Below are 25,171 nucleotides of genomic sequence, written 5' to 3'. Positions count from 1 at the left end.
CGGTGAACAACAAACTTTATCGCGTTATTTTCAATAAGGCGCGCGGCCTGCTGATGGTAGTGGCAGAAAACGGCCGCGGGCACGGTAAGGGCCCGGCCAGCGGCGAAGGCCATACCCTCAGCCAGCTGATCGGCAAATTGTCGCCGGTGGCGTGGGTGACGCTCAGCGCGCTGGGGATGGTGGCGCTGCTGCCTGCCGCCAGCGCCGCCGGCATCGTCGCCGACGGCCGGGCACCGGGGAACCAGCAGCCGACGGTGGTGCAGTCGGCCAACGGCACGCCGCAGGTCAATATCCAGACCCCGAGCGCGGCGGGCGTCTCGCGCAATACCTACAGCCAGTTTGACGTTGATAAGAAAGGGGCGATCCTCAATAACTCGCACCGCAACGTGCAGACCCAGCAGGGCGGCTGGGTGGCGGCCAACCCGTGGCTGGCAAAGGGCGAGGCGAAGATCATCCTCAATGAGGTCAACTCGCGCGATCCGAGCAAGCTTAACGGCTATATCGAAGTGGCCGGGCAGAAGGCGCAGGTGGTGATCGCCAACCCGGCGGGGATTGGCTGCGACGGCTGCGGCTTTATCAACGCCAGCCGCTCAACGCTGACCACCGGTAAACCGGTGTTTGACGGCCAGCAGCTGCGCGGCTATCAGGTCGACGGCGGCGAGATCGTGGTGCAGGGCGCGGGCATGGACAGCAGCCGCCAGGACTACACCGATCTGATTGCCCGCACGGTGAAGGTCAACAGCGGCGTGTGGGCCAACGATCTGAAGGTGACCACCGGCAGGAACCGGGTGGATGCCGAAAGCGGCAGCGCCACGAAAACCAGCGCCACCGCCGACAGCGCGGCGGATGACGCCGCGCGGCCGGGCGTATCGCTGGACGTGGCACAGCTGGGCGGCATGTACGCCGGAAAAATTCGCCTGGTCGGTACCGAAAACGGCGTCGGCGTGCGTAACGCCGGGTCGATCGGTGCCCAGGCGGGCAGCGTCACCATCAGTGCCGACGGCCATATTGAGAACAGCGGCGCGATCGGCGCCAGCCAGGACGTGCAGCTTAACGGCAAAAGCCTGGCCAACAGCGGCACGCTGTACGGCCAGCGCGACGTGGAGGCGAAAGTCAGCGGCAGCCTGAGCAACAGCGGCACGGTGGCGGCGCAGCGTAACGCCCGCGCCAGCGCACGGCAGATTAGCGGTAGCAGCGGTTCGGTATTTGCCGCCGGCGTGAACAGCGACGGCAGCCTCGGCCAAAGCGGTGACCTCTCGCTGACCGCCAGCGGCCAGCTGACCAGCAGCGGGCAGCACCTCGCGCCCGGCAAACTCAGCGTGCAGGCGGCGGCGGTGGATCTCAGCGGCAGCCAGAGCGCGGGCAGCGACGTCAGCGTGCAGGCCACCAACGGCACGCTGGCCAGCCGGAACGCGGTGTTGCAGAGCAGCGGCAGGATGGAACTCAGCGCCCGGGGCGGCGTGGATAACCGTGGCGGCAAGCTGGTCAGCGGCGGTGCGCTGGCGCTCACCAGCGACCAGCCGGCTTCGGGCGCTGACGCGGTTAACCGTAACAGCACATCTGCAGCAGCCAGTACCGAGGCTAACGGTACCGCCGGGCAGGCAACGGCTGCCGCAGATGTGAAGGGTACCGCCGTGCAGGCATCCGCCGCCGCAGATTTGAAGGGCACCGCCGCGCAGGCATCCGCTGCCGCAGATGTGAAGGGCACCGCCGCGCAGGCATCCGCTGCCGCTGACGTGAAGGGCACCGCTACGCAGGCAACGGCTGCCACCGCACAGAACGCTGCCGCTGAACCGGCCGCTGTCACCGCCGGGCTGAACAACGACGGCGGGCTGATCTCTGCCACCGGTGGCGATCTCTCCGTCAGCAGTGCAACCCTGACCAACCGCAGCGGACGCCTGGAGTCCGCCGGGGACGTCACCGTTAACAGCGGCAGTCTGAATAACGCCGGCGGCATTATCGTCGGCCAGCAGCTCACCCTGAACGGCGGCGACAATACGCTGAATAATCAGGCGGGCATCGCGGTGGCCGCCAAAGGGCTGACGCTGAACGCGGCGTCGCTGGCCAACCAGGGCGGTACGCTGATGGCGACCGGTTCTCTGAACCTCAACGCCGCCGGCGTCGATAACCGCAGCGGCACGCTGCTCAGCCAGCAGGACTTTACCCTTAATACCGCGCAGCTGAATAACCAGCAGGGGCGCGTTGCCGGCAGTAACCTGACGGTGAACAGCGCGGTGCTTAACAACCAGCAGGGCCAGATCTCAGCCGATAACGCGCTGCACCTGCAGAACGGCGACAGCGGCATGGCCATCGCCAACGACGGCGGCACGCTGATTGCCGGCAAATCCCTGACCGCCGACGCGCAGAGCCTCAGCGGCAGCGGCGATATTCTCTCGCTGGGCGATCTGCGGCTCGGCGTGCGCGGCGACTTCGCCAGCGGCGGCAGCACCATCGCCAACGGCAATCTCGATCTGAACGTACAGGGCACGCTGGATAACGGCGGCAAAGTTGCCGCCGGTCAGCAGCTGAACCTCAGCAGTGCGGCGCTGAACAACCGGCAGAGCGGTGAAATCAGCGGCCTGCGCACGCTGGTTAACGTGGCCGGGGCGCTGACCAACCGTGGCCTGATCGACGGCGTGGAGACGGTGCTGCGTGCCGCCAGCGTCAGCAATATCGGCAGCGGCCGGCTTTACGGTGACCAGCTGTCGATCCAGGCGGCTGAACTGAATAACCTCGCCGAAGGCGGCAGCAGCGCAACGATTGCCGCGCGCCAGCGCCTGGATCTGGGCGTCGGCACGCTGAACAACAGCGAACACAGCCTGATCTACAGCGACGGCGATATGTCGATCGGCGGCTGGCTGGACGAGAACTTCGCCGCCGGCGGCCGCGCCGGGGTGATTAACAACCACAGCGCCACCATTGAGTCAGCGGGCAATATGCTGATCAATACCACCCGGCTTAACAACATCAACGATCGCTTCAGTACCCGGCTGGTGCACGTCTCCGGCCAGCAGAAAAACGAATATATGGTGGTGGCGCTGAACAACGGCGTGCACTACGACGACGCGGACTACGACATCACCTTCTACAAGGATGAGGTGCAGCATATCTGCATCGCCGGGGTGGTGTGTAATCAGGATCACTATTACCAGTACAGCTACACTCAGAGCATCTGGCAGGATCAGATCGTGGAAAGCGATCCGGGCCAGATCCTCGCCGGCGGTAGCCTGGCGATCAACGCCGACCAGACGCTGAACGACAAGAGCCGGATTATCGCCGGTGGCGATCTGCTGCTGGCCGGCGCCGGGCTGCAGGACGCCGACGTGCCCGGCCAGCAGATTATTTCGCAGGTCGGCCAGGTGATCGAGTGGGATCGCATCCATAAGAAGGGCAAAGACAGCCAGAAGGCGTCGGCCTCGCCCTACACGCCGCCGGATGTTATCCAGCAGATCACCCTGAAGCCGAACGTGGTGCAGGGCAACTCCCAGGTGAACCTCTCCGGCCCGGTGGCAGAGGGCTTTACCGCCAGCCAGGCCGGCGCGGTGCCGGTTAACAGCGGCGATCTCTCCTCGCTGCCGGGCGGCCAGCGGATTGAAATCGCGGGTAAAGATAACCTGGTGGTGCGCTCGCAGATCCCTGACGCTTCGGTGCCGGAGGGCAGCCTGTTCAGTACCCGGCCCGCAACCGACAGCGGCTACCTGATCGAAACCGATCCGCGCTTTACCAACCAGAAAACCTGGCTCAGCTCCGACTATATGCTGGCGCAGCTGGCCAGCGATCCGGGCGCCACGCAGAAGCGCCTTGGCGACGGTTTTTACGAGCAGCGGCTGGTGCGCGAGCAGATCGTCGAACTGACCGGCGATCGCTACCTCGCGGGTTACGACAGCGATGAAGAGCAGTACAAGGCGCTGATGGAGTCCGGCGTCGCCTTTGCGAAACAGTTCGGCCTGACGCCGGGCGTGGCGCTGACCGCCGATCAGATGGCGCAGGTGACCAGCGATATGGTGTGGCTGGTCTCCCGCGAAGTCACGCTGGCCGACGGCAGCCGCCAGCAGGTGCTGGCACCGCAGGTCTACGCTCAGGTACAGCAGGGCGATATTGACGGCAGCGGCGCGCTGCTGGCCGGGCGCAACGTGGCGATCGGCGTCAGCGGCGGCATGCTTAACCAGGGCAAAATTAACGCCAGCCAGCTGCTGGACATCAGCGGCGACACCATCACCAACGTCGGCGGCATTATCAGCGGCGGCAAGGTGCAGCTGCTGGCCGGTAACGATCTGGTCAACAATGGCGGCCTGATCCAGGCGCAGACCGCGCTGACCGCCAGCGCCGGGCGCGATATCACCCTGGCCTCGCCGACCACCCATGCGGAAAGCACTAACGGCAGCAACAGCTTCAGCCGCGACAGCGTGTCGCGGGCGGCTGGCATGTACGTGCAGCAGGAGGACGGCACGCTGGCGCTGCAGGCCGGGCGCGACGTTACCCTGCAGGGCGCGACCCTGAATAACAGCGGCAGCCAGACCACGGTGCTCGCCGGGCGCGATATCACGCTCGCCAGCGTCGGCACCGCCCGCAGCGATACGCTGGTGTGGGACAAAGACAACCATGTCAGCCAGGCGAGCAGCACCCGGGTGGTCAGCGACGTCACCGGCAACGGTGATGTGGCAATGCAGGCCGGGCGTAACCTGACCAGCGAAGGGGCGACGGTGAATGCCGCCAGCGCGCTGACCCTGACGGCGGGCAACGATCTGCTGATCGACAGCGCGCGCAACAGCGCTTCGCTGGACATGGCCTCGAAGGTGAAAGGCTCCGGCTTCCTGTCGAAAAATACCACCACCACCCGCGCCGGGTACGATGAGCAGACCGCCGCAGGCAGCAGCCTCGGCGGCGCGACCCTTACCGCCGGTGCCGGCCATGACCTGACCGTGCGCGGCAGCGACGTGGCGGCAGATGACGCGCTGACGCTGCGTGCCGGTAACGATCTTAACGTCACCACCGCGGAACAGGAGCGTGATGCCTGGTCGATGACGCAGAAGACCAAATCCGGGCTGATGAGCAGCGGCGGCATCGGCTTTACCCTCGGCTCGACCCTGAATAAGGTCACCGAAGAGAGCACCGGCACCACCGCGCGCGGCAGCACCGTCGGTGCAGTAAACGGTGACGCGACGCTGACCGCCGGGAACGATCTTCGCGTGCAGGGATCGCAGCTGATCGCCGGCAACGATATCAGTCTGGTGGGTAAAAACGTCACCATCGAATCGGCAGAGAATAGCGCCAGCAAACGCGGCACCAGCGAACAGCGCTCCAGCGGCCTGACGCTGGCGCTCTCCGGTGCGGTGGGTACTGCGCTGAACACCGCGAAAACCATCTCCGAGCTGGAGACCGACAAGCAGGATAAGCGCGTGGCGCAGCTGCAGCAGGTGAAAGCCGGGCTGGACGGTTACCAGGCGGTGCAGGGAGTGCGCAGCGCGCTGCAGGATCCGATGAACCAGAGCTTTGTCGGCATTGAGCTGAAGCTGGGGGCCAGCCAGAGCCACAGCGAAAGCCAGAGCGACGCGATCACCTCGGCGGCCAGCGCCATCCAGGCGGCGCATGACCTGAATATCTTCGCCACCGGCAGCGACGGCACCGCCGCCGACGGCGATATCAGCGTGCAGGGCAGCCAGCTGCAGGCCGGTAATGCGATGCTGCTGTCGGCAGCGCGCGATATCAGTCTGCGCTCATCGCAGGACAGCCAGCTGAGCAGCAGCAAAAACAGCAGCAGCAGCGGCGAAGTTGGCGTCGGCATCGGCGTTGGCAGCGACGGCTGGGGCATTTCGGTGTCGCTCAGCGGCAGCAAAGGCAGCGGCAAAGAGCACGGCGACGGCGTGACCCATAACGAAACCACGCTGGACGCCGGTAACCAGGTGACGCTGCTCAGCGGCCGCGATACCACCCTGACCGGGGCGCAGGTCAGCGCCGATCGGGTGGTGGCCGACGTGGGCCGCGATCTGACCCTCACCAGCGAGCAGGACAGCAACAACGTCGACTCGAAGCAGAAAAACGTCAGCGGCGGGCTGAAGTTCACCTTCGGCTCGATGACCGTCAGCGGTAATCTGTCGGTGAACAACAGCAAGCTGGACAGCAACTACCAGAGCGTGCAGGAGCAGAGCGGCATCTTCGCCGGGGACGGCGGCTACGACGTCACCGTTGGCAACCACACCCAGCTGAACGGCGCGGTGATTGGCAGCACGGCCGCTGCGGCAAATAACCGGCTGGATACCGGCACGCTGGGCTTTAGCGATCTGATTAACCAGGCCGACTTCAGCACCTCCAGCGTCGGCGTCGGGCTGAGCAGCAGCTTCGGCCTGCCGAAGGATGACAAGAACGACGGCGCCGCGCCGAAGGATCAGATTGCCGAAACCAAACCGGTCACGCCGATCCTCACCCAGCTGGGGCAGAACGTGGCACCGGACGCCATGTCAGCGTCTCAGCGATCCGGCGACGGCTCCAGCACCACCTACTCGGCCGTTTCTGACGGCACGCTGATCGTGCGTAACGCCGGCCAGCAGCAGCAGGACGTCAGCACACTGAGCCGCGATGTGGAACACGCCAACCAGACCCTCAGCCCAATCTTCGACAAAGCTGCTGAGCAGAAGCGCCTGCAGAAAGTGCAGCTGATCGGTTCGGTCGCCAGTTCGGCGGTGAACACCGTGCTGACCGAACATGAGCTCTACGCGCAGCGTCAGGGCATTGCGGAGCTGGGCGAGGATGCACCGGGCTGGGGCGCGACCCATGAAGCGCACAAAGCGTACTGGGACGCGGTGCAGGCTACTTCGGCGTACAAGAAAAGCATGGACGGCTACGAGGCCGACGGCACCTATAAAATGGCGGCCAACGCGGCGGTGACGGCGATTGGCGGCCTGGCGGAGGGTGACCCGGCGAAGGCGCTGGCGCAGGCTTCCGCGCCTTATCTGGCCGGTAAGATCAAAGATCTGACCTATAACGATCCGAAAAACCCGACCGCGCAGGAGATCGCCACCAACGCCTTCGCCCACGCCATTCTGGGCGGCGTGGTGGCGCAGATGAGCGGCCAGAACGCGACGGCCGGGGCGATCGGAGCGGGGGGCAGCGAGCTGGCGATCCGCGCCATCCATCAGGCGCTGTATCCGGACGTGAAGGTGGCCGACCTGAGCGGCCAGCAGGAGAAGACCATTAAGAACCTGGCGCTGATCGCCGCCAGCCTGAGTGGCGCGCTGGTCAGTGATGACACGGCCGGGGCGGTGGATGCCTATAACACCGGCAAAAACGCGGTGGAGAACAACTATCTGCGCGCCGATCAGCTGGATAAGTTTGCCGCCAAAGCGCAGGGCTGTAAGCAGCGCGGTGACTGCGACGCGATCAGGAAAGAGATGCAGACGCTGAGCCTGAAGCAGCAGGACCAACTGGTGGCAGTCTGCGCCACCGATCCGACGGCCTGTAAGGCCAACTTCGGCGACGTGGCCGCCAACGGCATGCTGGTACGCGAAGCGATCGACCGGGTGCTGGGCAACGACGACGTGCCGTGGCAGATGAAGAGCGATATGTCGGCGCTCTATGCCCAGCAGATTGAGGCCGAAGGCGTGGTCTCCAGCACCGAGTTCGCCAGACAGCTGCAGAGCCGTTACGGCATCGATGAGCAACGGGCGCAGCTGCTGGCCGGTGCGGCGCTGAGCGCAATGAGCGGTGGTATTAAGCTCGGCGGGCGCAGCCCGGCGGCCGTCAGCAGCGGCGGTAAGGGATCCAGCACTGCCACCGGCAGCGGCAAAGGGAATACTACCGGCAGCGGTGCTACCGGCAGTTCCGGCAGCGGCACGGCGGGCAACGGCGGCAGCAGTAACGGCAGCAGCACCGGGGGCACGGCAGCAACGCCGGCGACCAGCGAAGCCGCGCTGCCGCTTGGTGGTAAGAACAACCAGATGAACCAGCCGAAAAATCCGTCCTATCAGCCGGTGCGTAACCAGACCAGCACCGTGGGTAACCGGGAGTATTCCGGCCACGCTTTAGATAGAATGCAGGATCGCGGCATCATGCCTTCGGTGGTGGAAAACACCATTAAAACCGGCGCCGCGACCTCCAGTCGGGGGAACACCACGGTGTATTACGATGCGACCAATAACGTGTCGGTGGTGACCAACAGTTCCGGAAAAGTGGTAACGGTGAAATATGGTAAGTAAGGCGCAGTTAGTGGCGTGGGGCGCGGTAGCGCCCGCCGATCTGTTTAGCTGGGCGCAGTTTGTGGCGCAGACCGAAACGCTGTGGCAGGACGACGCGCTGGTCAGCGACGCCGATGCCTGGCAGAGCCTGTGGTTTGAGCTGGAGATCGTCAACGGCCTGGCGCTGGCCGAGTGGGAAGAGCAGGGGCGGCCGGGCGACTGGTCGGCCTGCTGGCAGGCGAATTATCAGCAGGATGCGGCTGAGCTGGCGGCTGAACTGCTGGCGCTGCTGCGCGACTAATTTATACAGGAGCAATCAACATGCGTTATCCCCTTATGGTCAGCACGCTGCTGCTGGTGACTACCGGCTGCAGCCAGTTTCCTCATCATGCGTTTTTCGTGCCGCCCGAGGCCGGGGATAATACCGCCTGGGTGCGCATCGTCGGCGGTACCGAGTCCGCCTCGATCCAGCAGCAGGTAAACGGCAAAACGCAGGGCGGCATGGTGCGCAGCAGCGAATGGATCCTCACCCATACCCGTGACGGCGGCATGCCGGTTGACAGCCGGCAGAACAAGTCCGCCTGGGGGGATTACTATGAAACGCCGGTAATTGCCGGCCGTTCGACCCATATCGGCCAGGTCTATGATGACGGGAAAAATTCCTGCGTCAGCGGCATCACCTTTACGCCGAAAAAAGGCCACTACTACCAGTTCAGCCTGCAGGTCGATCTGCGGCTCTATCAGTGCCGTGGCCTCGCCTACGAGCTGAAAAAGGATGCGCAGGGCAACTGGCGGCTGGAGGATCTGCAGGGCGTCACCTGGGGCGGGAAATACGATGCCACTGAAAACGGTGACTGGCGCAGGATGTCTTATCGTGAGAAGCCCGGGATCTGAGCGGTGAAAAAACGGCACCATCTTCCGATCGGCTGACCGCGTCAAAAATCGCCGTTGCCGCTCTGGCAGCTGTCGTTCTGGCCGCTGTCGCCCTGGCAGCGGCTGCCGTGCCCGGAAGCACATCGTTATCGCTAAAAGCATATCGGGCTAATTATTAGCACGGTAACAGAATGAAACTCGCCCTTACACACTGACCCTTCGCCTGACAAAAGCTGCCGCAAATACGCCTGTCTTACATGCTATAAACAAATCCTTAACATTTAGGCAGCGCCGCCCCTTTGTACCCACATCCAGACAGGATACCCGACTATGCTCAACTGGACCCCGACCCAGCGCAACGTGGCCTTCGCCAGCGTGGCCAGCTGGATGCTGGACGCCTTCGATTTTTTCATTCTGGTCTTTGTGCTCAGCGATATCGCCGATAACTTCCACACCTCCGTCTCCGACGTGTCGATCGCCATTATGCTGACGCTGGCGGTCAGGCCGATCGGTGCGCTGCTGTTTGGCCGGCTGGCGGAAAAATATGGCCGCCGACCGATTCTGATGGTCAATATCGTCACCTTCGCGCTGTTTGAAGTGCTGTCGGCGTGGTCGCCGTCGCTGGCCTGGTTCCTCGCCTTCCGGGTTATTTACGGCGTGGCGATGGGCGGCGTGTGGGGCGTGGCGTCGTCGCTGGCGATGGAGACCATCCCTGACCGCTCGCGCGGGCTGATGTCCGGCGTGTTTCAGGCCGGTTACCCCTGTGGTTACCTGCTGGCATCGGTGATCTTCGGCCTGTTCTACAGCCTGGTCGGCTGGCGCGGCATGTTCCTGATCGGCGCGCTGCCGATCCTGCTGCTGCCGTTTATCTGGTTTAAGGTGCCTGAGTCGCCGGTGTGGCTGGCCGCCCGCGCCCGTCAGGAGAGCACCGCGCTGCTGCCGGTGCTGAAAAGCCACTGGCGGCTGTGCGTTTACCTGGTGCTGCTGATGGCCTGCTTTAACTTCTTCAGCCACGGCACCCAGGATCTCTACCCGACCTTCCTGAAGGTGCAGCACGGCTTCAGCCCCCACCTGATCAGCATTATCGCCATCGGCTATAACATCGCCGCCATGCTCGGCGGCGTGCTGTTCGGTGCGATTTCTGAGAGGGTGGGGCGTAAAAAAACCATGATGGTGGCGGCGTTCCTCGCGCTGCCGGTGCTGCCGCTGTGGGCGTTCTCCAGCGGTTCGTGGGCGGTGGGGATCGGCGCGTTTCTGATGCAGTTTATGGTGCAGGGCGCGTGGGGCGTGGTGCCCACTTACCTCAACGAACTGGTGCCGGCCAACGCGCGGGCGGTATTACCGGGTTTTGTTTACCAGCTGGGTAACCTGATCGCCTCGGTCAACGCCACGCTGCAGTCAAAAATTGCCGAAGCGCACGGCAATAATTACGGCCTGGCGATGGCGATTGTCGCCGGCACCGTCGCGGTGCTGATCTGCATTCTGGTCGCCTTTGGTCGTGAGACGCGTGGTGTGAAAATTTCCGGCCAGGGGTAGCCGCAACGCCCGCGTAAAAATAAATAATGCCGTGCCGGTCGACAATAATGGCCCGCTTAGCGGGCCAGATTATTTTAAGCCGTCTCCGCCACCGGCGCTTCGCTGGCAATAATATCCTGGTACGAATAGAAGGTATTACGACCGTGGCTTTTGGCCAGATAAAGGGCGCGGTCAGCGTTACTCAGCGCGCTGTCAAAATCATCGTTCATCAACGGGGCAATACCGGCGCTGATGGTGACGTGGGTGGCCACGCTGGCGTTAAAGTGGTGGGGGATTTCAAGATCGAGGACGCACTGGCGAATACGCTCGGCCAGCTTCATGGCAATATTTTCATTGACGTTGGTCAGCAGCACCAGGAACTCTTCGCCGCCGTAGCGGGTGACGATATCGCGCGAGCGCACGGCGTCCCGAATGGCGTAAGAGACCCGCGCCAGCGCCTGATCGCCCATGGTGTGGCCGTAGTTGTCGTTGTAGGCCTTGAAGTTATCAATATCCATCAGCAGCAGAAAGTGGCTACCGACGTGATTTTCCAGCGTGTTCTCCAGCCGGTTTTTCAGCCCGCGGCGGTTGTACAGGCCGGTGAGCGGATCGAGCATGCTCAGGTCGCTGTAGGTCTCTTTTTCGGCGGCGAGTCGGCTGACCAGGTGACGGGTAAAGCGGTCACGCCGCTGCAGCATCAGGTGGTGCAGGGTAAACCCCAGCAGCGGCAGGGCCATGGTAAACAGGATCAGCGCGATGTTACGGCCGCCGTCCAGCACAATCACCGTCAGCGATGCCGGGGCGGTATGCAGGCAGAACGCCAGCAGATGATCGCCCAGCGCAATCGCGCTGATAAAGTAGACGCTGACCAGCGCCACCAGCAGATAGCTGTCGCTGAACGAAGCGCTCAGCTGATATTTAACCAGAATATAACCGGCCCACAGCAGGCCGGTCAGCAGCGCCACGCTATTTAATCGCGGCAATTTGGCTAAAGGCCTTAAAAACATCCGCAAAATGATCGTCAGGCTGAGCAATATTACCGCCAGCGTCAGGGCCAGCGCTAAAGGGACAACCGAACCGTTAATACGTAGCGTGAAAAAAGAGGCGGTAACCGTGTTTAAAAATAAAAATAGCATCAGCGACAGCCGATGCTTGCTATGCAGCAATTCATCGTAACTTTGGATGGTCATTATATTTACTCGTGACTGCCCTGAAATAGCAAAGCCCCTCCCGAATTAACGGATGGAAACTTATCATCTGGAATAGTGTAGAGCTGTTATTTTTGGATTTTACTGAATAGAGATCGCCTTCAATCTACCACTTCAACACTGGACTGTCATCCCACGGCATAAAGTTTCAACAATGTTGCTGCAAAATGATAAGAACTATCATATGCTATTGGTAATCATTATCATTTAAGTTTGTGTGGACACCCTGCTGCTGGCGGCAACGGTGGCCGCGTCTGGCAAGACAGAGGGGATCGCGATGTTGGGTAAACGACTGGATAGCGGCTGGGGCGTGCTGTTGCCCTGCGCACTGATGCCGTTAATGACGATGATGGAACTCTCTTTTAGCGAGTGGCGGTGGCTGATGGTGGTGGCGCTGCTGGCGACGGTAGTGATGCTCTGTCACAAGCGCCTGCGTCACTATCTGCTGCTGCCGTCGTGCCTTGCGCTCGCCGGCGGCGTGGCGGCGGTCTCGCTTAATTTCAGTACCCTGTAGTCGCTTCTGCGGCCACCCCGAACGTCAGCCCGCCGTGTGGCGTCTGCATCAGGCCGCGCTTTTCATCCGGCGGAATAAAGCCGCGGCAGATGGGAGCAAAAAGGCGACAGGCATAAAACCAGCATGCGTGAATCAACGTCAGCAACATCCAGACGGAAGTGCGATAAAGCGGAAGTACGATCGGAGAAAAATATCGCTGAGGATATAACAGTACAGAGCAGGTCGTTAAGAAATCACATCAGGGGAAATCAGAGTCGGTCAGTGCAGGGAAGCGTAAAGCGGGTGTTACGGGGAGTACTGGCTGGTCATCACTGACCAGAAAGAGTATTCAACATGGTGCGAAGAGAGGGACTTGAACCCTCACGTCCGTAAGAACACTAACACCTGAAGCTAGCGCGTCTACCAATTCCGCCACCTTCGCGTCCTGTTGAATCAATTCATATCACCGCATTTGGTGCGAAGAGAGGGACTTGAACCCTCACGTCCGTAAGAACACTAACACCTGAAGCTAGCGCGTCTACCAATTCCGCCACCTTCGCGCAGATGCTGCGTAATATGAATCTCGTGGTATTTATGGTGCGAAGAGAGGGACTTGAACCCTCACGTCCGTAAGAACACTAACACCTGAAGCTAGCGCGTCTACCAATTCCGCCACCTTCGCATACCAGCAACACAACCTGCGTTGTATCGCTACCACGGAGGCGCATTCTAGAGATTTTCAGCAACAGGTCAACAGTTATTTCATCAACCTTAAACGATCGCTGCAAAAACCGCCATCCTGCTGCGATTATGCCCGTTCAGGCGGTATGAAGGCCGCCTGAACGCGGGATTTACTTGCCTTTCGGCGGGCGGCCCTTCACGGCGCGATAGACTTTAAAGCGGCCGTTCTGCAGCAGCACTTCATGGCTGCCGAAGGTTTCATCCAGCACCTGCGGGTACGGCAGGAAGGCGTTGGCTACAATGCGCAGCTCGCCGCCGGTGTTCAGGTGCTTAACCGCGCCGCGGATCAGCGTCTGAGCCGCATCCAGGCTGGTCTGCATACCGTCGTGGAACGGCGGGTTAGAGATAATCATGTCATAGCGGCTGGTGACGTCGGAGTAGACGTTACTCGCAAAGACTTCCCCTTCCAGGCCGTTCGCCGCCAGCGTGGCTTTACTGGCTTCAATCGCCGCCGCGCTGACGTCGGTCAGGGTCAGACGCACCTTCGGCGAGTGGCTGGCCAGCACGGTGGAGAGCACCCCGGCACCACAGCCGACGTCGAGGATCTTGCCTTTGGTATGCGGAGTAAAGGTGGAGAGCAGCAGCTGGCTACCGATATCCAGGGCGTCACGGCTGAACACGCCCGGCAGGGTCTTGATGGTGAATTCACCCAGCTGATAGGCGTCGCGGAAGCTGTCAGCGTCGAACGTCGGCTGCGTATCCAGACGGCCGTGATAGAGACCGCAGCGGCGGGCGCTGTCGATCTTTTCAAGCTTCGCCCAGCTCTCCAGCATGGTATCGGCGCTGCGCACGCCGCTGCGGTTTTCACCGATCACGAAGATATCGCTGCCGACCGGCAGCAGCGACAGCAGGTTCTGCAGCTGGAACTGCGCTTCCGGCTTGTTCTTCGGCCAGTAGTAGACCAGCGTGTCACAGTCAGCGACCATACCGGCGCTGGCTACCAGCCCGAAGTGCGCATTGTCACCCAGCGAACGGCTCAGGTTCTGCCAGTGATGATACTGCTGGGTGTGCACCCGGCTCAGCGCGGTGTCCAGTTGGGCGGGCAGGTCATCCTGCAGGTCGCCAGCAAACAGCACGCGGCGTTGAGTAAATTCATCACTGTGGCGCAGTATCACTTCACTGGCCGGGGTAAATGCGGACATCGGTAACTCCTCAAAAATTGAGCGGCGATTATAGTCGTTTGTTGGCGCAGAATCACCGGGTTTGCTAGCATAGGCGCGCAATCAGGCGACCAGACGGGAATTAATGATGTCTTCCAGACGTGACTGGTTATTACAGCAGATGGGCGTGACGCAGTATCAGCTGCGGCGGCCGCGCGCGCTGAAGGGGGAGATTGCGGTGACCTTACCCGCAGAGACTCGCCTGGTGATTGTGGCGGCGGTGCCGCCTGACCTGCATGAGCCGCTGGTGGCGGACGTGCTGCGTACGCTGGCGCTGCATGAGCCACAGGTGCTGGTGCTGACGCCAGACCAGCTGGCGATGCTGCCGGATGATGCCCGCTGCGCCAGCTGGCAGCTGGGGCTGGCGTCTCCCGGCGCGCTGAACGGCCCGCAGCTGACCACGCCGCCGCTGGCGGACCTTTACAACAACGCCGACGCCAAACGGGCGTTCTGGCAGCAAATTTGCCACTATGAATCTGATTTCTTTACTCACTCCGCACGATCTTGACGCCGCGTTTGCCATTGAGCAGCGCAGCCACGCTTTTCCCTGGTCAGAAAAAACCTTCGCCAGCAATCAGGGGGAGCGCTATCTCAACTATCAGCTGCGGGTGGACGGCGTGCTGGCGGCATTTGCCATCACCCAGCTGGTGCTGGATGAGGCGACGCTGTTTAATCTGGCGGTGGACCCGGCCTTCCAGCGCCGTGGCCTGGGGCTGCAGCTGTTGCAGCACCTGATCGCCGAGCTGGAAGCCCGCGGCGTGATGACGCTGTGGCTGGAGGTTCGCGCCTCGAATCGTGGGGCGATCGCGCTGTATGAGCGGCTTAATTTTAATGAAGTGTCGATCCGCCGTAATTACTATCCCACGGCGGACGGTAAAGAAGATGCCGTGATGATGGCACTCACTATTTAACAGGGAACCTGAACAACGATGCTTAAAGACTGGGACTGGATTTTATTTGACGCGGACGACACGCTGTTTCACTTCGACGCATTTGCCGGTTTACAGCATCTGTTTCAGCACTACGACGTCGCCTTCAGCCAGGCGGACTACGACGCCTATCAGGCGATCAACAAGCCGCTGTGGGTGGACTACCAGAACGGTGTGATCAACGCCCTGCAGCTGCAGCATCAGCGCTTTGAGGGCTGGGCGGCCCGGCTGAACGTCACCGCCGCCGATCTCAACCACCGCTTCCTGCTGACCATGGGGCAGATCTGCGTGCCGCTGCCGGGGGCGGTTGAGCTGTTAACCGCGCTTAAAGGGCGGGTGAAGATGGGCATTATCACCAACGGCTTTACCGCTATGCAGCAGGTGCGCCTGGAGCAGACCGGTTTTGCGGATTTCTTCGATCTGCTGGTGGTGTCTGAAGAAGTGGGCGTGGCCAAGCCGCATCCGGCGATTTTCGACTACGCGCTCAGTGAAATGGGCAACCCGCCGCGCGATCGCGTGCTGATGGTCGGTGATAATCCGGATTCGGACATTCTCGGCGGCATCAACGCCGGCCTTGCCACCTGCTGGCTGAACGCTGACGGCAAGCCGGCGCGGGACACCATCGCGCCGACCTGGCAGGTTGCTTCACTGAGCGAGCTGCAGGAGAAGCTGCTCGCGTAGATTTTACAGCCCCAGCGCGTCGAAATCGGACGCAGCGTGGCGTTCGGCCAGCTGCACGTCTCCCCAGGTACGGTTGACGATGCGCCCGCGTTTGACCGCCGGGCGCTGCGCAATCTCATCCGCCCAGCGCAGCAGGTTTTTATACGAGGCGGCATCAATAAACTCACCGGCCTCGTACAGCAGACCCTGCACCAGCGCGCCGTACCACGGCCAGATGGCGATATCGGCTATGGTGTACTCATCGCCGGCAATATAGCGGTGTTCAGCCAGCTGTTTGTCCAGCAGGTCCAGCTGGCGCTTGGCCTCCAGGGTAAAGCGGTCAATGGCGTACTCGATCTTCACCGGCGCATAGTGATAGAAGTGGCCGAAGCCGCCGCCGACGTAAGGGGCCGCGCCCTGCAGCCAGAACAGCCAGTTCAGCGTTTCGGTGCGCTTCGCCGCGTCTTTTGGCAGGAAATGGCCGAATTTCTCCGCCAGATAGAGCAGGATCGCGCCAGATTCAAACACGCGAATTGCCGGCTGTGCGCTGGTGTCCAGCAGCGCCGGGATCTTCGAGTTAGGGTTGACCGCCACAAAGCCCGACGAGAACTGCTCGCTTTCACCAATACGCACCAGGTGCGCGTCATACTCCGCACCGTTAACGTTCAGCGCCAGCAGCTCCTCCAGCAGGATGGTCACCTTCTGGCCGTTTGGCGTGCCCAGCGAGTAGAGCTGCAGCGGGTGCCTGCCCTGCGGCAACGTGGCGTCGTGACGCGCGCCGGCGGTCGGGCGGTTGATACTGCCCCAGGTGCCGCCGGTGCCTTTGTTTTCGCTCCAGACTTTTGCTGGCTGATAATCGTTATTGCTCATAGCTGTACAGGCCCTTTTCGTCGAAGAGTACCGGCGGATGTCGCCAGCAATGCGGTAAAAATAGCGGATGGCCGCACGGAAATCCAAATGCCCGATTGTCGGATGCTTAGGTATAGCACTGCTAACGGGGAGGCACTTGTCCGCAACGAGCAGTGGCTGAAGTCGCGATGGGGGAGCTGCCGCTTTTTGCGTGCATCACACAGCGGCTTTCAGCAATGGGTTGTTGACGCAAAGAGGCGGGAATATGTCTGAGAAACAGTTTCAAATTTTGACCGATCGCGACGACGGTTTGCGCCAGCAGGGGCTGATTACCACCGCCGATGGTCAGGTATGCTGTGCCTGGCAGGCGCAGATGCCGGACTATCACGACCACGAGTGGGGACGCCCGGTGGTGGACGATCGGCTGCTGTTTGAGAAGGTGTGTCTGGAGGGGTTTCACTCCGGCATGTCCTGGCAGCTTATCTATAACAAGCGCGACAACTTCCGCCGCGCGTTTGAGGGCTTTGATTTCCACCGCGTGGCGGCTTACGGCGAGCCGGAGGTGGCGCGGCTGCTGGCGGACAGCGGCATCGTGCGTAACCGAGCCAAGATCCTCTCGGCGATCAACAATGCGCAACGGGCGATCGAACTGCAGGAGGAAGCCGGATCGCTGGCCGCCTGGTTCTGGCAGTTTGAGCCGACGGCGCAGCAGCGGCCAGCCAGCGTCGATCTGCACTACTGGCAGCAGGTGAAAACCTCACCGCAGGCCGAAGCGATGTCTAAGGCGCTGAAAAAGCGCGGCTGGAGCTGGGTTGGGCCGGTGACCGCGTATTCGCTGATGCAGGCGCTGGGGCTGGTAAACGATCATCTCGACGGCTGCTGTCGCCGTGTTGAGTGTGAAGCCGAACGGTCGCAGTTAATGCGTCCGGGCTGAGCCTGCGCGGATCGCTTTACGGATGACGGGACGATCCCTCAGCCTGAGTCCCGGATTTGCAGGTTAAACGGATCGGCAGCGAACTCCGCCTGCCGGGGCTGCGCCCCCCTTTTGCGTGATTAAGCGCCGTTCTGCATTGTTTCTGAGGGCACAATCAGCGAAAATGCCCGCCATCTAACGAAGAACCGGCTGTGCCAGCCGTTGCGCGAAAGGCGTAACCCGGCGGTACGGCGCCAAACCAGAAGAATTTTCATGTCAAATGCGCCCTTTATGCAAGAGGTGGCACGCCGCCGCACTTTTGCCATTATTTCTCACCCGGATGCCGGTAAAACCACTATTACCGAGAAGGTTCTGCTGTTCGGACAGGCTATCCAGACCGCCGGTACGGTAAAAGGCCGTGGCTCTAACCAGCACGCCAAATCGGACTGGATGGAGATGGAGAAGCAGCGTGGCATCTCGATCACCACCTCGGTGATGCAGTTCCCGTACCGCGAAAGCCTGGTCAACCTGCTGGACACGCCGGGGCACGAAGACTTCTCCGAAGATACCTACCGCACCCTGACGGCGGTCGACTGCTGTCTGATGGTGATCGACGCCGCGAAAGGCGTTGAGGATCGTACCCGCAAGCTGATGGAAGTGACCCGTCTGCGCGACACGCCGATCCTGACCTTTATGAACAAGCTGGACCGCGATATCCGTGACCCGATGGAGGTCATGGATGAAGTGGAGAGCGAGCTGAAGATCGCCTGTGCGCCGATCACCTGGCCGATCGGCTGCGGCAAGCTGTTTAAGGGCGTGTACCACCTGTATAAGAATGAAACCTACCTCTATCAGACCGGTAAGGGCCATACCATTCAGGAAGTGCGCATCGTTAAGGGGCTGGATAACCCGGAACTGGACGCGGCAATTGGTGAAGATCTCGCGGCGCAGTTGCGCGATGAGCTGGAGCTGGTGCAGGGTGCCTCCCACGAATTTGACCACGAGCTGTTCCTGGCAGGCCAGCTGACCCCGGTGTTCTTCGGCACCGCGCTGGGTAACTTCGGCGTTGACCACATGCTGGATGGCCTGGTTGAGTGGGCACCGGCACCGATGCCGCGTAACACCGATCTGCGCACCGTCACCGCCGCCGACGAGAAGTTCACCGGCTTCGTGTTTAAGATCCAGGCCAATATGGATCCGAAACACCGCGACCGCGTGGCCTTTATGCGCGTGGTCTCCGGCAGGTATGAGAAGGGTATGAAGCTGCGCCAGGTGCGCACCGGCAAAGACGTGGTGATCTCGGACGCGCTGACCTTTATGGCCGGTGACCGTTCCCACGTGGAAGAGGCGTATCCGGGCGATATTATCGGCCTGCATAACCACGGTACTATCCAGATCGGCGACACCTTTACCCAGGGTGAAAATATGAAGTTCACCGGTATTCCGAACTTCGCGCCGGAACTGTTCCGTCGTATCCGCCTGCGTGACCCGCTGAAGCAGAAGCAGCTGCTGAAAGGGCTGGTGCAGCTGTCGGAAGAGGGCGCAGTGCAGGTGTTCCGCCCGGTACACAACAACGACCTGATCGTCGGTGCGGTGGGCGTGCTGCAGTTTGACGTGGTGGTCTCGCGCCTGAAAAGCGAATACAACGTCGAAGCGATTTATGAGGCGATCAACGTCTCGACCGCCCGCTGGGTGGAGTGTAATGACGTGAAGAAATTTGACGAGTTCCAGCGCAAGAACGAAGTGAACCTGGCGCTTGATGGCGGTGATAACCTGACCTACATCGCTCCTACTATGGTCAACCTGAATATCACTCAGGAACGTTATCCTGACGTGGTATTCCGCAAAACTCGCGAACATTAATTCCGCGACTACACTTGAGGGTGGGACGTTAACGCGTCCCACCCTTTTTTTTTCACTGATATTACAGACTACTCTTAAAACCTCGTATTTCTGCTGATTTTTTCCTCTTTTTCACCTTCCTGTCCGGTAAAAACGCTATCTGCGACTATATTTATTGTCAGGACGCAAACAAAAGGAACAAATCGATGAAGACCACAATGACGAAAACCCTGATGGCACTGGTAGTCGGTTCAGCTCTGTTAAGCGGAACCGCGATGGCAGAACAGACGATGACCGGTAAAGCGGAATCAGCTGCCGACAGTGCGGGTTCAAAAATCGATAGCTCAATGAAGTCAGTAGGTAACTACATGGACGACAGCGGCGTAACCGCCAAGGTGAAAGCCGCGCTGGTCGACAATGAAGCGATTAAAAGTACCGATATTTCCGTGAAAACCCACGATGGCGTGGTGACCCTGAGCGGTTTTGTGACCTCACAGGATCAGGCTGAACTGGCGGTTGCAGCGGCCAAAAAGGTCGAAGGCGTGAAGTCAGTTAGCGACAAACTGCACGTGAAAGACAGCACCAAAGCGACGGCCAGCGGTTATGCCGGTGATGCGGCAACCACCACCGAAATCAAAGCTAAACTGTTAGCGGATGACATCGTACCGTCGCGTAACGTGAAGGTGGAGACCACCAACGGCGTGGTGCAGCTTTCCGGTTCGGTAAAAACTGAGGCGCAGTCTGAACGCGCTGAAGGCATTGCCAAAGCCATTGATGGCGTGAAAAGCGTCAAAAACGATCTCACCGTTAAGTAACGGTAGAAAACCGGTGACGGCGGCTGCCGTCACCGGACAAGTCCGCTAAGAGCAACATTCCGGCGCGATGACTGCGCTTACGTGAATGATAAAGACGTTCGATTTTCACTATGGTAAGGAGAGGCGTATGTTTCGTTGGGGTATTATCTTTCTGATTATTGCACTGATCGCTGCGGCATTAGGCTTCGGTGGTCTGGCGGGTACGGCAGCGTGGGCAGCAAAAATCGTCTTCGTGGTCGGTATTATTATCTTCCTGGTCAGCCTGTTCACCGGCCGTAAGAAACTTTAGCGACTGCTGTCACACAGCGTAGCAAAACAGCAACAAGCGCCTCACCGGCGCTGCTGAGAACGGGTATCCTCTGCACTCACTTTGTGTGGAGGATACCTGACTTGGGCAGCCGCATCCCGATTACCCTCGGTAATATCGATCCCCTGAATTTGTCCCCTTTTTCCCCCGGAAATCTCGCCCTGGTATGCGAGGGCGGCGGGCAACGCGGCATTTTTACCGCCGGCGTGCTGGATGAATTTCAGCGGGCGCGCTTTAATCCCTTCGATCTGCTGATCGGCACTTCCGCCGGGGCACAGAACTTATCCGCTTACGTCTGCGGCCAGCCAGGTTATGCCCGCCGGGTGATCACCCGTTATACCACCAGCAAACAGTTTTTCGATCCGCTGCGCTTTGTTCGCGGTGGGCACCTGATCGACCTGGACTGGCTGGTGGACATTACCCGTGCTGAAATGCCGCTGGCGCTGGCGGCCGGGGATAAGCTGTTTAAGGCCGGCCGCGAATTCTATATGTGCGCCTGTCGCAGCGACGATTACAGCCCCTCTTATTTTACCCCCACGGCAGATAACTGGCATGACATCATTAAGGCGTCCAGCGCCATTCCGGGTTTGTACCGCAATGGTGTCGATCTCAGCGGCGAGTTCTGGCTGGACGGCGGCATCAGCGACGCCATCCCGGTGCGCGAGGCGGCGCGGCGCGGTGCTGATACTATCGTGGTGATCCGCACCGTCCCCTCACAGATGACCTATACACCGCAGTGGATCAAACGGCTGGAGCGCTGGCTGAGTGACGGGGCGTTGCGCCCGTTAATCAATATTTTACAGCTGCACGAGCAGAGCTACAGCGAAACCCAGCAGTTTATCGATGCACCGCCGGGCGGCCTGCGGATCGTTGAGATCTACCCGCCGCGCCCGCTGGCCAGCAATGCGCTGGGCAGCCGGGTGACGGCGCTGAATCAGGATTATCATCTGGGCCGCCGCTGCGGGCGTTACTTCCTTGCGACGCTGGGCCAGTGGCTGGGCGGTGGCAAGGGTGTCATGCCCGTCTCTGCCAGGCCCGCTCTCATTAATGCGGTGGCTGGCACGGCGCCAGTTGTGCCGGGCACAGGCGCAGACAGCGTGCTGAATCCGGCAGATGTCGTGGTTATGCCGGAACGGACAACAAGGCGTACAATGCAGCAACCAGCCACGGCTGCCGTGGCGGATCCGTTGCTCAATCCGGCCCTGGCTGCCGTGGCGGATCCGTTGTTCAACCCGGCCACGACTGCCGTGGCGGATCCGTTGCTTAACCCGGCCCTGGCTGCCGTGACGGATCCATTGCTCAATCCGGCCATAACTGACGTTATGGAGTCTGCTGCCGCGCCTGTTGCTGATGCAGATGCGCTGTCGGGACGGACGATCGCGGAGGACACGTTTACTCCGGTCAGCGCAGACGGGAGAGTGGCTCCTGATAGTTTAAAACTCTGAAGATAGAGGAGTGCTGGCATGCAGCCTGTGTTTGTGGATACCCACTGTCATTTTGATTTCCCGCCGTTTGTCGGCGATGAGGCGGAGAGCCTGCGGCTGGCGCAGCAGGCCGGGGTGGAGAAGCTGATCGCCGTCGGCGTGGCCGCCGATCGCTTTGCGGGCGTGATGGCGCTGGCGCACGCGCACCCGCCGGTGTACGCCGCGCTGGGCATGCATCCGATGGCCATCGCAGAACATAGCGAACAGGGGCTGGCGGCACTGCGCCAGCAGCTGGAGCTGCGTGACCCGAAGCTGGTGGCGATCGGTGAGATCGGCCTCGATCGCTACATCGACGATCCGCAGTTCGATCGCCAGCAGGCGCTGCTGGACGATCAGCTGCGCCTGGCGCGCGATTACGATCTGCCGGTGATCCTGCATTCGCGGCGTACCCACGACACGCTGGCGCAGCATCTGCGGCGCATCGACGTGCCGCGGCGCGGCGTGGTGCACGGCTTTGCCGGCAGCGAACAGCAGGCGCTGGCGTTTATCCGCGCCGGTTATGCCATCGGCGTCGGCGGCACCATTACCTACCCGCGAGCCAGCAAAACGCGTAACGCTATCGCCCGCCTGCCGCTGAGCGCGCTGCTGCTGGAAACCGACTCGCCGGATATGCCGCTGCAGGGCTGGCAGGGGCAGCCCAACCGCCCGGAGCGGCTGCGCGAGGTGTGGCGGGTGTTGTGTGAGCTGCGCCCGGAATCCCCGCAGCAGATCGCGGAAGCGATCCGTGAAAATACCCGCCTGATCTTCCGCCTGTAAAACTCGCCTGTTAAAAAATGCGCCTGGGTGGCGCAGACACCCTTACAAAATGTTATTATATTAACATTGCGGGCTGCCGCCGGTGATCGCGCTGTCTGCGGCTGCAGCTGGGTAGTTATTGTGATGAAGATCACTTTAACTGTAACGCTTATGAAAACGCTTTCTTTCAATCGTGACTTTCGTCGCAAAACCACTCTGGGTGAATTGTTATAATTATAACATTCCCGCTCCGGTAGGGCGGCGACAACGCCACGCCAACGTAATCCGCTTTTGGAGAAAATGATGACTGATGTAACCCAGGCCGCGGTACGCGCGCTGAAGCTGATGGATCTGACCACCCTCAACGATGACGATACCGACGAGAAGGTGATCGCGCTGTGCCACCAGGCCAAATCCCCGGCGGGCAATACCGCGGCGATCTGCATCTATCCGCGCTTTATCCCGATCGCCCGCAAAACGCTGCGCGAGCAGGGCACCCCGGACGTGCGCATTGCCACCGTCACTAACTTCCCGCACGGTAACGATGATATCGACATTGCGCTGGCCGAAACCCGCGCGGCGATCGCCTACGGTGCAGATGAGGTGGACGTGGTGTTCCCGTACCGCGCGCTGATCGCCGGTAACGAGACGGTTGGTTTTGAGCTGGTAAAAGCCTGTAAAGCCGCCTGCGCAGACGCCGGCGTGCTGTTAAAAGTGATTATCGAAACCGGTGAGCTGAAAACCGAGGCGCTGATCCGCCAGGCGTCAGAGATCGCCATCAACGCCGGTGCCGACTTTATCAAGACCTCTACCGGTAAAGTACCGGTGAACGCCACGCCGGAAGTGGCGGAGATCATGATGCGCGTTATCGCCGAAAAAGGCGTGCAGCAACAGGTTGGTTTTAAACCTGCCGGCGGCGTGCGCACCGCCGACGACGCGGCAGTTTACCTGAAGCTGGCCGACGACATTCTCGGCAGCGAGTGGGCCGACGCGCGCCACTTCCGCTTTGGTGCTTCAAGCCTGCTGGCCAGCCTGCTGAACGCGGCCGGTTTCAGCGGTGCCAAAAGCGACAGCAAGTACTGATATTAACCGGGGGTGACCGTGTTTCTGCCGCAGGAAATTATTCGTAAAAAACGTGATGGTCAGGCGCTGAGTGAAGAGGAGATCCGTTTCTTCATCAACGGCGTACGTGACAATACGGTGTCAGAGGGGCAGATCGCCGCGCTGGCGATGACCATCTTCTTCCATGATATGTCGCTGCCCGAGCGGGTGGCGCTGACCATGGCGATGCGCGACTCCGGCTCGGTGCTGAACTGGCAGGGGCTGGGGCTGAACGGACCGGTGGTGGATAAGCACTCCACCGGCGGCGTCGGCGACGTGACCTCGCTGATGCTTGGCCCGATGATTGCCGCCTGCGGCGGTTATGTGCCGATGATCTCCGGCCGCGGGCTGGGGCACACCGGCGGCACCCTCGACAAGCTGGAAGCGATCCCCGGGTTCGATATCTTCCCGCAGGACGATCGCTTCCGTCAGATTATTAAGCAGGTGGGTGTGGCGATTATCGGCCAGACCCAGTCGCTGGCCCCGGCGGATAAGCGTTTCTACGCCACCCGTGATATCACCGCCACCGTGGATTCGATCCCGCTGATCACCGCCTCGATCCTCGCCAAGAAGCTGGCCGAAGGGCTGGATGCGCTGGTGATGGACGTTAAAGTCGGGTCCGGCGCCTTTATGCCGACCTTTGAGCTGTCGCTGGCGCTGGCAGAATCGATCGTCGGCGTGGCTAACGGCGGCGGCTGTAAAACCACCGCGCTGCTGACCGATATGAACCAGGTGCTGGCCTCCAGCGCCGGTAACGCGCTGGAGGTGCGGGAAGCGGTGCAGTTCCTCACCGGCAGCTACCGCAACCCGCGCCTGCTGGAAGTGACCCTCGCCCTGTGCAGCGAAATGCTGATCTCCGGCGGGCTGGCGACCTCAGCGGCAGACGCACAGCAGCAGCTGATGACGGTGCTGGATAACGGCCGCGCGGCCGAAGTGTTTGCCCGCATGGTGGCGGCGCAGAACGGCCCGGCTGACTTTATTGAACGCATGGACAGCTATCTGCCTGCGCCAACGCTGAGCAAAGCGGTTTACGCGCAGCGTGCCGGCGTGGTCGGCGCAATGGACACCCGCGCGCTGGGAATGGCGGTGGTCGCGATGGGCGGCGGCCGCCGCCAGGCCAGCGACAGCATCGATTACAGCGTCGGCTTCAGCGAGATGGTGCAGCTGGGTGATTCGGTAGATGCTGAACGTCCGCTGGCGATTATCCACGCGTCGAGCGAAGCCAGCTGGCAGGAAGCGGCGCTGGCGGTGCAGCATGCCGTGCAGGTCGGCGATACCGCACCGGCTGCGACGCCAGTTATCTATCGCAGAATTACGCAATAAGCGGTATTCTGTTCTGATCGCATTTTTTTAATGCTCACCGCGACAATCGCGC

General features: G+C 61.1%; 19 protein-coding genes and 3 tRNA genes. 16 read left to right on the top strand and 6 right to left on the bottom strand.

All coding sequences use genetic code 11. The features are described from left to right. Positions 1-2 precede the first annotated feature (2 nt). The 4 genes from GKQ23_RS20565 (at position 3) to GKQ23_RS20550 (ending at position 10,580) form a co-directional block, all read left to right on the top strand. Complete coding sequence (locus GKQ23_RS20565) at positions 3-8,192, top strand: hemagglutinin repeat-containing protein (RefSeq protein WP_212409303.1); 8,190 nt, start codon at positions 3-5, stop codon at positions 8,190-8,192. Further along, on the top strand, positions 8,182-8,472 hold the full coding sequence (locus GKQ23_RS20560; protein WP_212409302.1) for a hypothetical protein: 291 nt from the start codon (positions 8,182-8,184) through the stop codon (positions 8,470-8,472). Before GKQ23_RS20565 ends, GKQ23_RS20560 begins: the two co-directional genes overlap by 11 nt. Positions 8,473-8,492: 20 nt before the next feature. Beyond that, on the top strand, positions 8,493-9,065 hold the full coding sequence (locus tag GKQ23_RS20555; RefSeq protein WP_101505440.1) for a hypothetical protein: 573 nt from the start codon (positions 8,493-8,495) through the stop codon (positions 9,063-9,065). A gap of 309 nt (positions 9,066-9,374) precedes the next feature. Continuing rightward, positions 9,375-10,580 carry an MFS transporter gene (locus GKQ23_RS20550; RefSeq protein WP_101505439.1) on the top strand — a complete coding sequence of 402 codons (1,206 nt, stop codon included), beginning with the start codon at positions 9,375-9,377 and terminating at the stop codon, positions 10,578-10,580. Positions 10,581-10,654: 74 nt separating this feature from the next. Here GKQ23_RS20550 and GKQ23_RS20545 read toward each other — a convergent pair whose 3' ends face one another. Beyond that, positions 10,655-11,749 carry a diguanylate cyclase gene (locus GKQ23_RS20545; RefSeq protein ID WP_056235780.1) on the bottom strand — a complete coding sequence of 365 codons (1,095 nt, stop codon included), beginning with the start codon at positions 11,747-11,749 and terminating at the stop codon, positions 10,655-10,657. A 295-nt stretch (positions 11,750-12,044) separates the two neighbouring features. Here GKQ23_RS20545 and GKQ23_RS20540 point away from each other — a divergent pair, with 295 nt between their 5' ends. Next, positions 12,045-12,281: a DUF1435 domain-containing protein gene (locus GKQ23_RS20540; protein ID WP_212411910.1), complete on the top strand. Its 237-nt coding sequence runs from the start codon at positions 12,045-12,047 to the stop codon at positions 12,279-12,281. A 334-nt stretch (positions 12,282-12,615) separates the two neighbouring features. On the opposite strand, the gene GKQ23_RS20535 is transcribed toward GKQ23_RS20540, so the two are convergent. The 4 genes from GKQ23_RS20535 to rsmC all read right to left on the bottom strand — a co-directional run bounded on the left by GKQ23_RS20535 (position 12,616) and on the right by rsmC (position 14,143). Further along, a tRNA-Leu gene (locus tag GKQ23_RS20535) sits at positions 12,616-12,702 on the bottom strand. A 31-nt stretch (positions 12,703-12,733) separates the two neighbouring features. Then, positions 12,734-12,820: transfer RNA gene (locus GKQ23_RS20530), tRNA-Leu, on the bottom strand. 35 nt (positions 12,821-12,855) lie between these two features. Beyond that, positions 12,856-12,942, bottom strand: a tRNA-Leu gene (locus GKQ23_RS20525). Between the two features lie 169 nt (positions 12,943-13,111). Continuing rightward, the gene (rsmC, locus tag GKQ23_RS20520; protein ID WP_056235782.1) at positions 13,112-14,143 is read right to left on the bottom strand and encodes a 16S rRNA (guanine(1207)-N(2))-methyltransferase RsmC; all 1,032 of its coding nucleotides are present in this window, start codon (positions 14,141-14,143) and stop codon (positions 13,112-13,114) included. A 106-nt stretch (positions 14,144-14,249) separates the two neighbouring features. Between rsmC and GKQ23_RS20515 the strand changes: the two genes are divergently transcribed. From GKQ23_RS20515 to yjjG, 3 genes are read left to right on the top strand one after another with little or no spacing between them, the layout of a single operon-like run. Then, entirely contained in the window at positions 14,250-14,669 is a 420-nt protein-coding gene (locus tag GKQ23_RS20515) for a DNA polymerase III subunit psi (protein WP_212411908.1), read from the top strand. Next, complete coding sequence (gene rimI, locus GKQ23_RS20510) at positions 14,632-15,072, top strand: ribosomal protein S18-alanine N-acetyltransferase (protein WP_056235786.1); 441 nt, start codon at positions 14,632-14,634, stop codon at positions 15,070-15,072. Before GKQ23_RS20515 ends, rimI begins: the two co-directional genes overlap by 38 nt. Before the next feature lie 18 nt (positions 15,073-15,090). Beyond that, entirely contained in the window at positions 15,091-15,771 is a 681-nt protein-coding gene (gene yjjG / locus GKQ23_RS20505) for a pyrimidine 5'-nucleotidase (protein ID WP_056235789.1), read from the top strand. A 3-nt stretch (positions 15,772-15,774) separates the two neighbouring features. Here yjjG and yghU read toward each other — a convergent pair whose 3' ends face one another. Beyond that, a complete protein-coding gene (yghU, locus tag GKQ23_RS20500; RefSeq protein ID WP_056235792.1) occupies positions 15,775-16,620 on the bottom strand; it encodes a glutathione-dependent disulfide-bond oxidoreductase in 846 nt (281 codons plus the stop codon). Positions 16,621-16,864: 244 nt separating this feature from the next. Between yghU and GKQ23_RS20495 the strand changes: the two genes are divergently transcribed. The 8 genes from GKQ23_RS20495 (at position 16,865) to deoA (ending at position 25,119) form a co-directional block, all read left to right on the top strand. Further along, positions 16,865-17,533, top strand: coding sequence for a DNA-3-methyladenine glycosylase I (locus GKQ23_RS20495; RefSeq protein ID WP_212409301.1), 669 nt, complete (start codon positions 16,865-16,867; stop codon positions 17,531-17,533). A 252-nt stretch (positions 17,534-17,785) separates the two neighbouring features. Further along, positions 17,786-19,375, top strand: a complete 1,590-nt coding sequence (gene prfC, locus GKQ23_RS20490; protein WP_212409300.1) for a peptide chain release factor 3 — start codon at positions 17,786-17,788, stop codon at positions 19,373-19,375. Between the two features lie 185 nt (positions 19,376-19,560). Next, positions 19,561-20,169 (top strand): molecular chaperone OsmY, encoded by a 609-nt coding sequence (gene osmY / locus GKQ23_RS20485; RefSeq protein ID WP_056235800.1) that lies wholly within the window; start codon positions 19,561-19,563, stop codon positions 20,167-20,169. 127 nt (positions 20,170-20,296) lie between these two features. After that, entirely contained in the window at positions 20,297-20,458 is a 162-nt protein-coding gene (locus tag GKQ23_RS20480) for a DUF1328 domain-containing protein (RefSeq protein WP_072166347.1), read from the top strand. Between the two features lie 101 nt (positions 20,459-20,559). Next, entirely contained in the window at positions 20,560-21,921 is a 1,362-nt protein-coding gene (locus GKQ23_RS20475) for a patatin family protein (RefSeq protein ID WP_371820036.1), read from the top strand. Positions 21,922-21,939: 18 nt separating this feature from the next. Further along, positions 21,940-22,716 carry a TatD family hydrolase gene (locus GKQ23_RS20470; protein WP_212409299.1) on the top strand — a complete coding sequence of 259 codons (777 nt, stop codon included), beginning with the start codon at positions 21,940-21,942 and terminating at the stop codon, positions 22,714-22,716. A 282-nt stretch (positions 22,717-22,998) separates the two neighbouring features. Beyond that, positions 22,999-23,778 (top strand): deoxyribose-phosphate aldolase, encoded by a 780-nt coding sequence (gene deoC / locus GKQ23_RS20465; protein ID WP_056236381.1) that lies wholly within the window; start codon positions 22,999-23,001, stop codon positions 23,776-23,778. A gap of 18 nt (positions 23,779-23,796) precedes the next feature. Continuing rightward, the gene (gene deoA, locus GKQ23_RS20460) at positions 23,797-25,119 is read left to right on the top strand and encodes a thymidine phosphorylase (RefSeq protein ID WP_056236382.1); all 1,323 of its coding nucleotides are present in this window, start codon (positions 23,797-23,799) and stop codon (positions 25,117-25,119) included. Positions 25,120-25,171: the final 52 nt, after the last annotated feature.

The organism is Erwinia sp. E602 (assembly GCF_018141005.1).
Taxonomy (GTDB): domain Bacteria; phylum Pseudomonadota; class Gammaproteobacteria; order Enterobacterales; family Enterobacteriaceae; genus Erwinia.
The sequence above is the reverse complement of the archived record's forward strand: the minus strand, read 5'-3'. Positions and strand labels throughout refer to the sequence as shown.

Excerpts from the sequence above, each read along its gene's own strand:
- GKQ23_RS20560 (WP_212409302.1), top strand. The coding sequence starts at position 8,182 with ATGGTAAGTAAGGCGCAGTTAGTGGCGTGGGGCGCGGTAGCGCCCGCC.
- GKQ23_RS20555 (WP_101505440.1), top strand. The coding sequence starts at position 8,493 with ATGCGTTATCCCCTTATGGTCAGCACGCTGCTGCTGGTGACTACCGGC.
- GKQ23_RS20550 (WP_101505439.1), top strand. The coding sequence starts at position 9,375 with ATGCTCAACTGGACCCCGACCCAGCGCAACGTGGCCTTCGCCAGCGTG.
- GKQ23_RS20545 (WP_056235780.1), bottom strand. The coding sequence starts at position 11,749 with ATGACCATCCAAAGTTACGATGAATTGCTGCATAGCAAGCATCGGCTG.
- GKQ23_RS20540 (WP_212411910.1), top strand. The coding sequence starts at position 12,045 with ATGTTGGGTAAACGACTGGATAGCGGCTGGGGCGTGCTGTTGCCCTGC.
- rsmC (WP_056235782.1), bottom strand. The coding sequence starts at position 14,143 with ATGTCCGCATTTACCCCGGCCAGTGAAGTGATACTGCGCCACAGTGAT.
- GKQ23_RS20515 (WP_212411908.1), top strand. The coding sequence starts at position 14,250 with ATGTCTTCCAGACGTGACTGGTTATTACAGCAGATGGGCGTGACGCAG.
- rimI (WP_056235786.1), top strand. The coding sequence starts at position 14,632 with ATGAATCTGATTTCTTTACTCACTCCGCACGATCTTGACGCCGCGTTT.
- yjjG (WP_056235789.1), top strand. The coding sequence starts at position 15,091 with ATGCTTAAAGACTGGGACTGGATTTTATTTGACGCGGACGACACGCTG.
- yghU (WP_056235792.1), bottom strand. The coding sequence starts at position 16,620 with ATGAGCAATAACGATTATCAGCCAGCAAAAGTCTGGAGCGAAAACAAA.
- GKQ23_RS20495 (WP_212409301.1), top strand. The coding sequence starts at position 16,865 with ATGTCTGAGAAACAGTTTCAAATTTTGACCGATCGCGACGACGGTTTG.
- prfC (WP_212409300.1), top strand. The coding sequence starts at position 17,786 with ATGTCAAATGCGCCCTTTATGCAAGAGGTGGCACGCCGCCGCACTTTT.
- osmY (WP_056235800.1), top strand. The coding sequence starts at position 19,561 with ATGAAGACCACAATGACGAAAACCCTGATGGCACTGGTAGTCGGTTCA.
- GKQ23_RS20480 (WP_072166347.1), top strand. The coding sequence starts at position 20,297 with ATGTTTCGTTGGGGTATTATCTTTCTGATTATTGCACTGATCGCTGCG.
- GKQ23_RS20470 (WP_212409299.1), top strand. The coding sequence starts at position 21,940 with ATGCAGCCTGTGTTTGTGGATACCCACTGTCATTTTGATTTCCCGCCG.
- deoC (WP_056236381.1), top strand. The coding sequence starts at position 22,999 with ATGACTGATGTAACCCAGGCCGCGGTACGCGCGCTGAAGCTGATGGAT.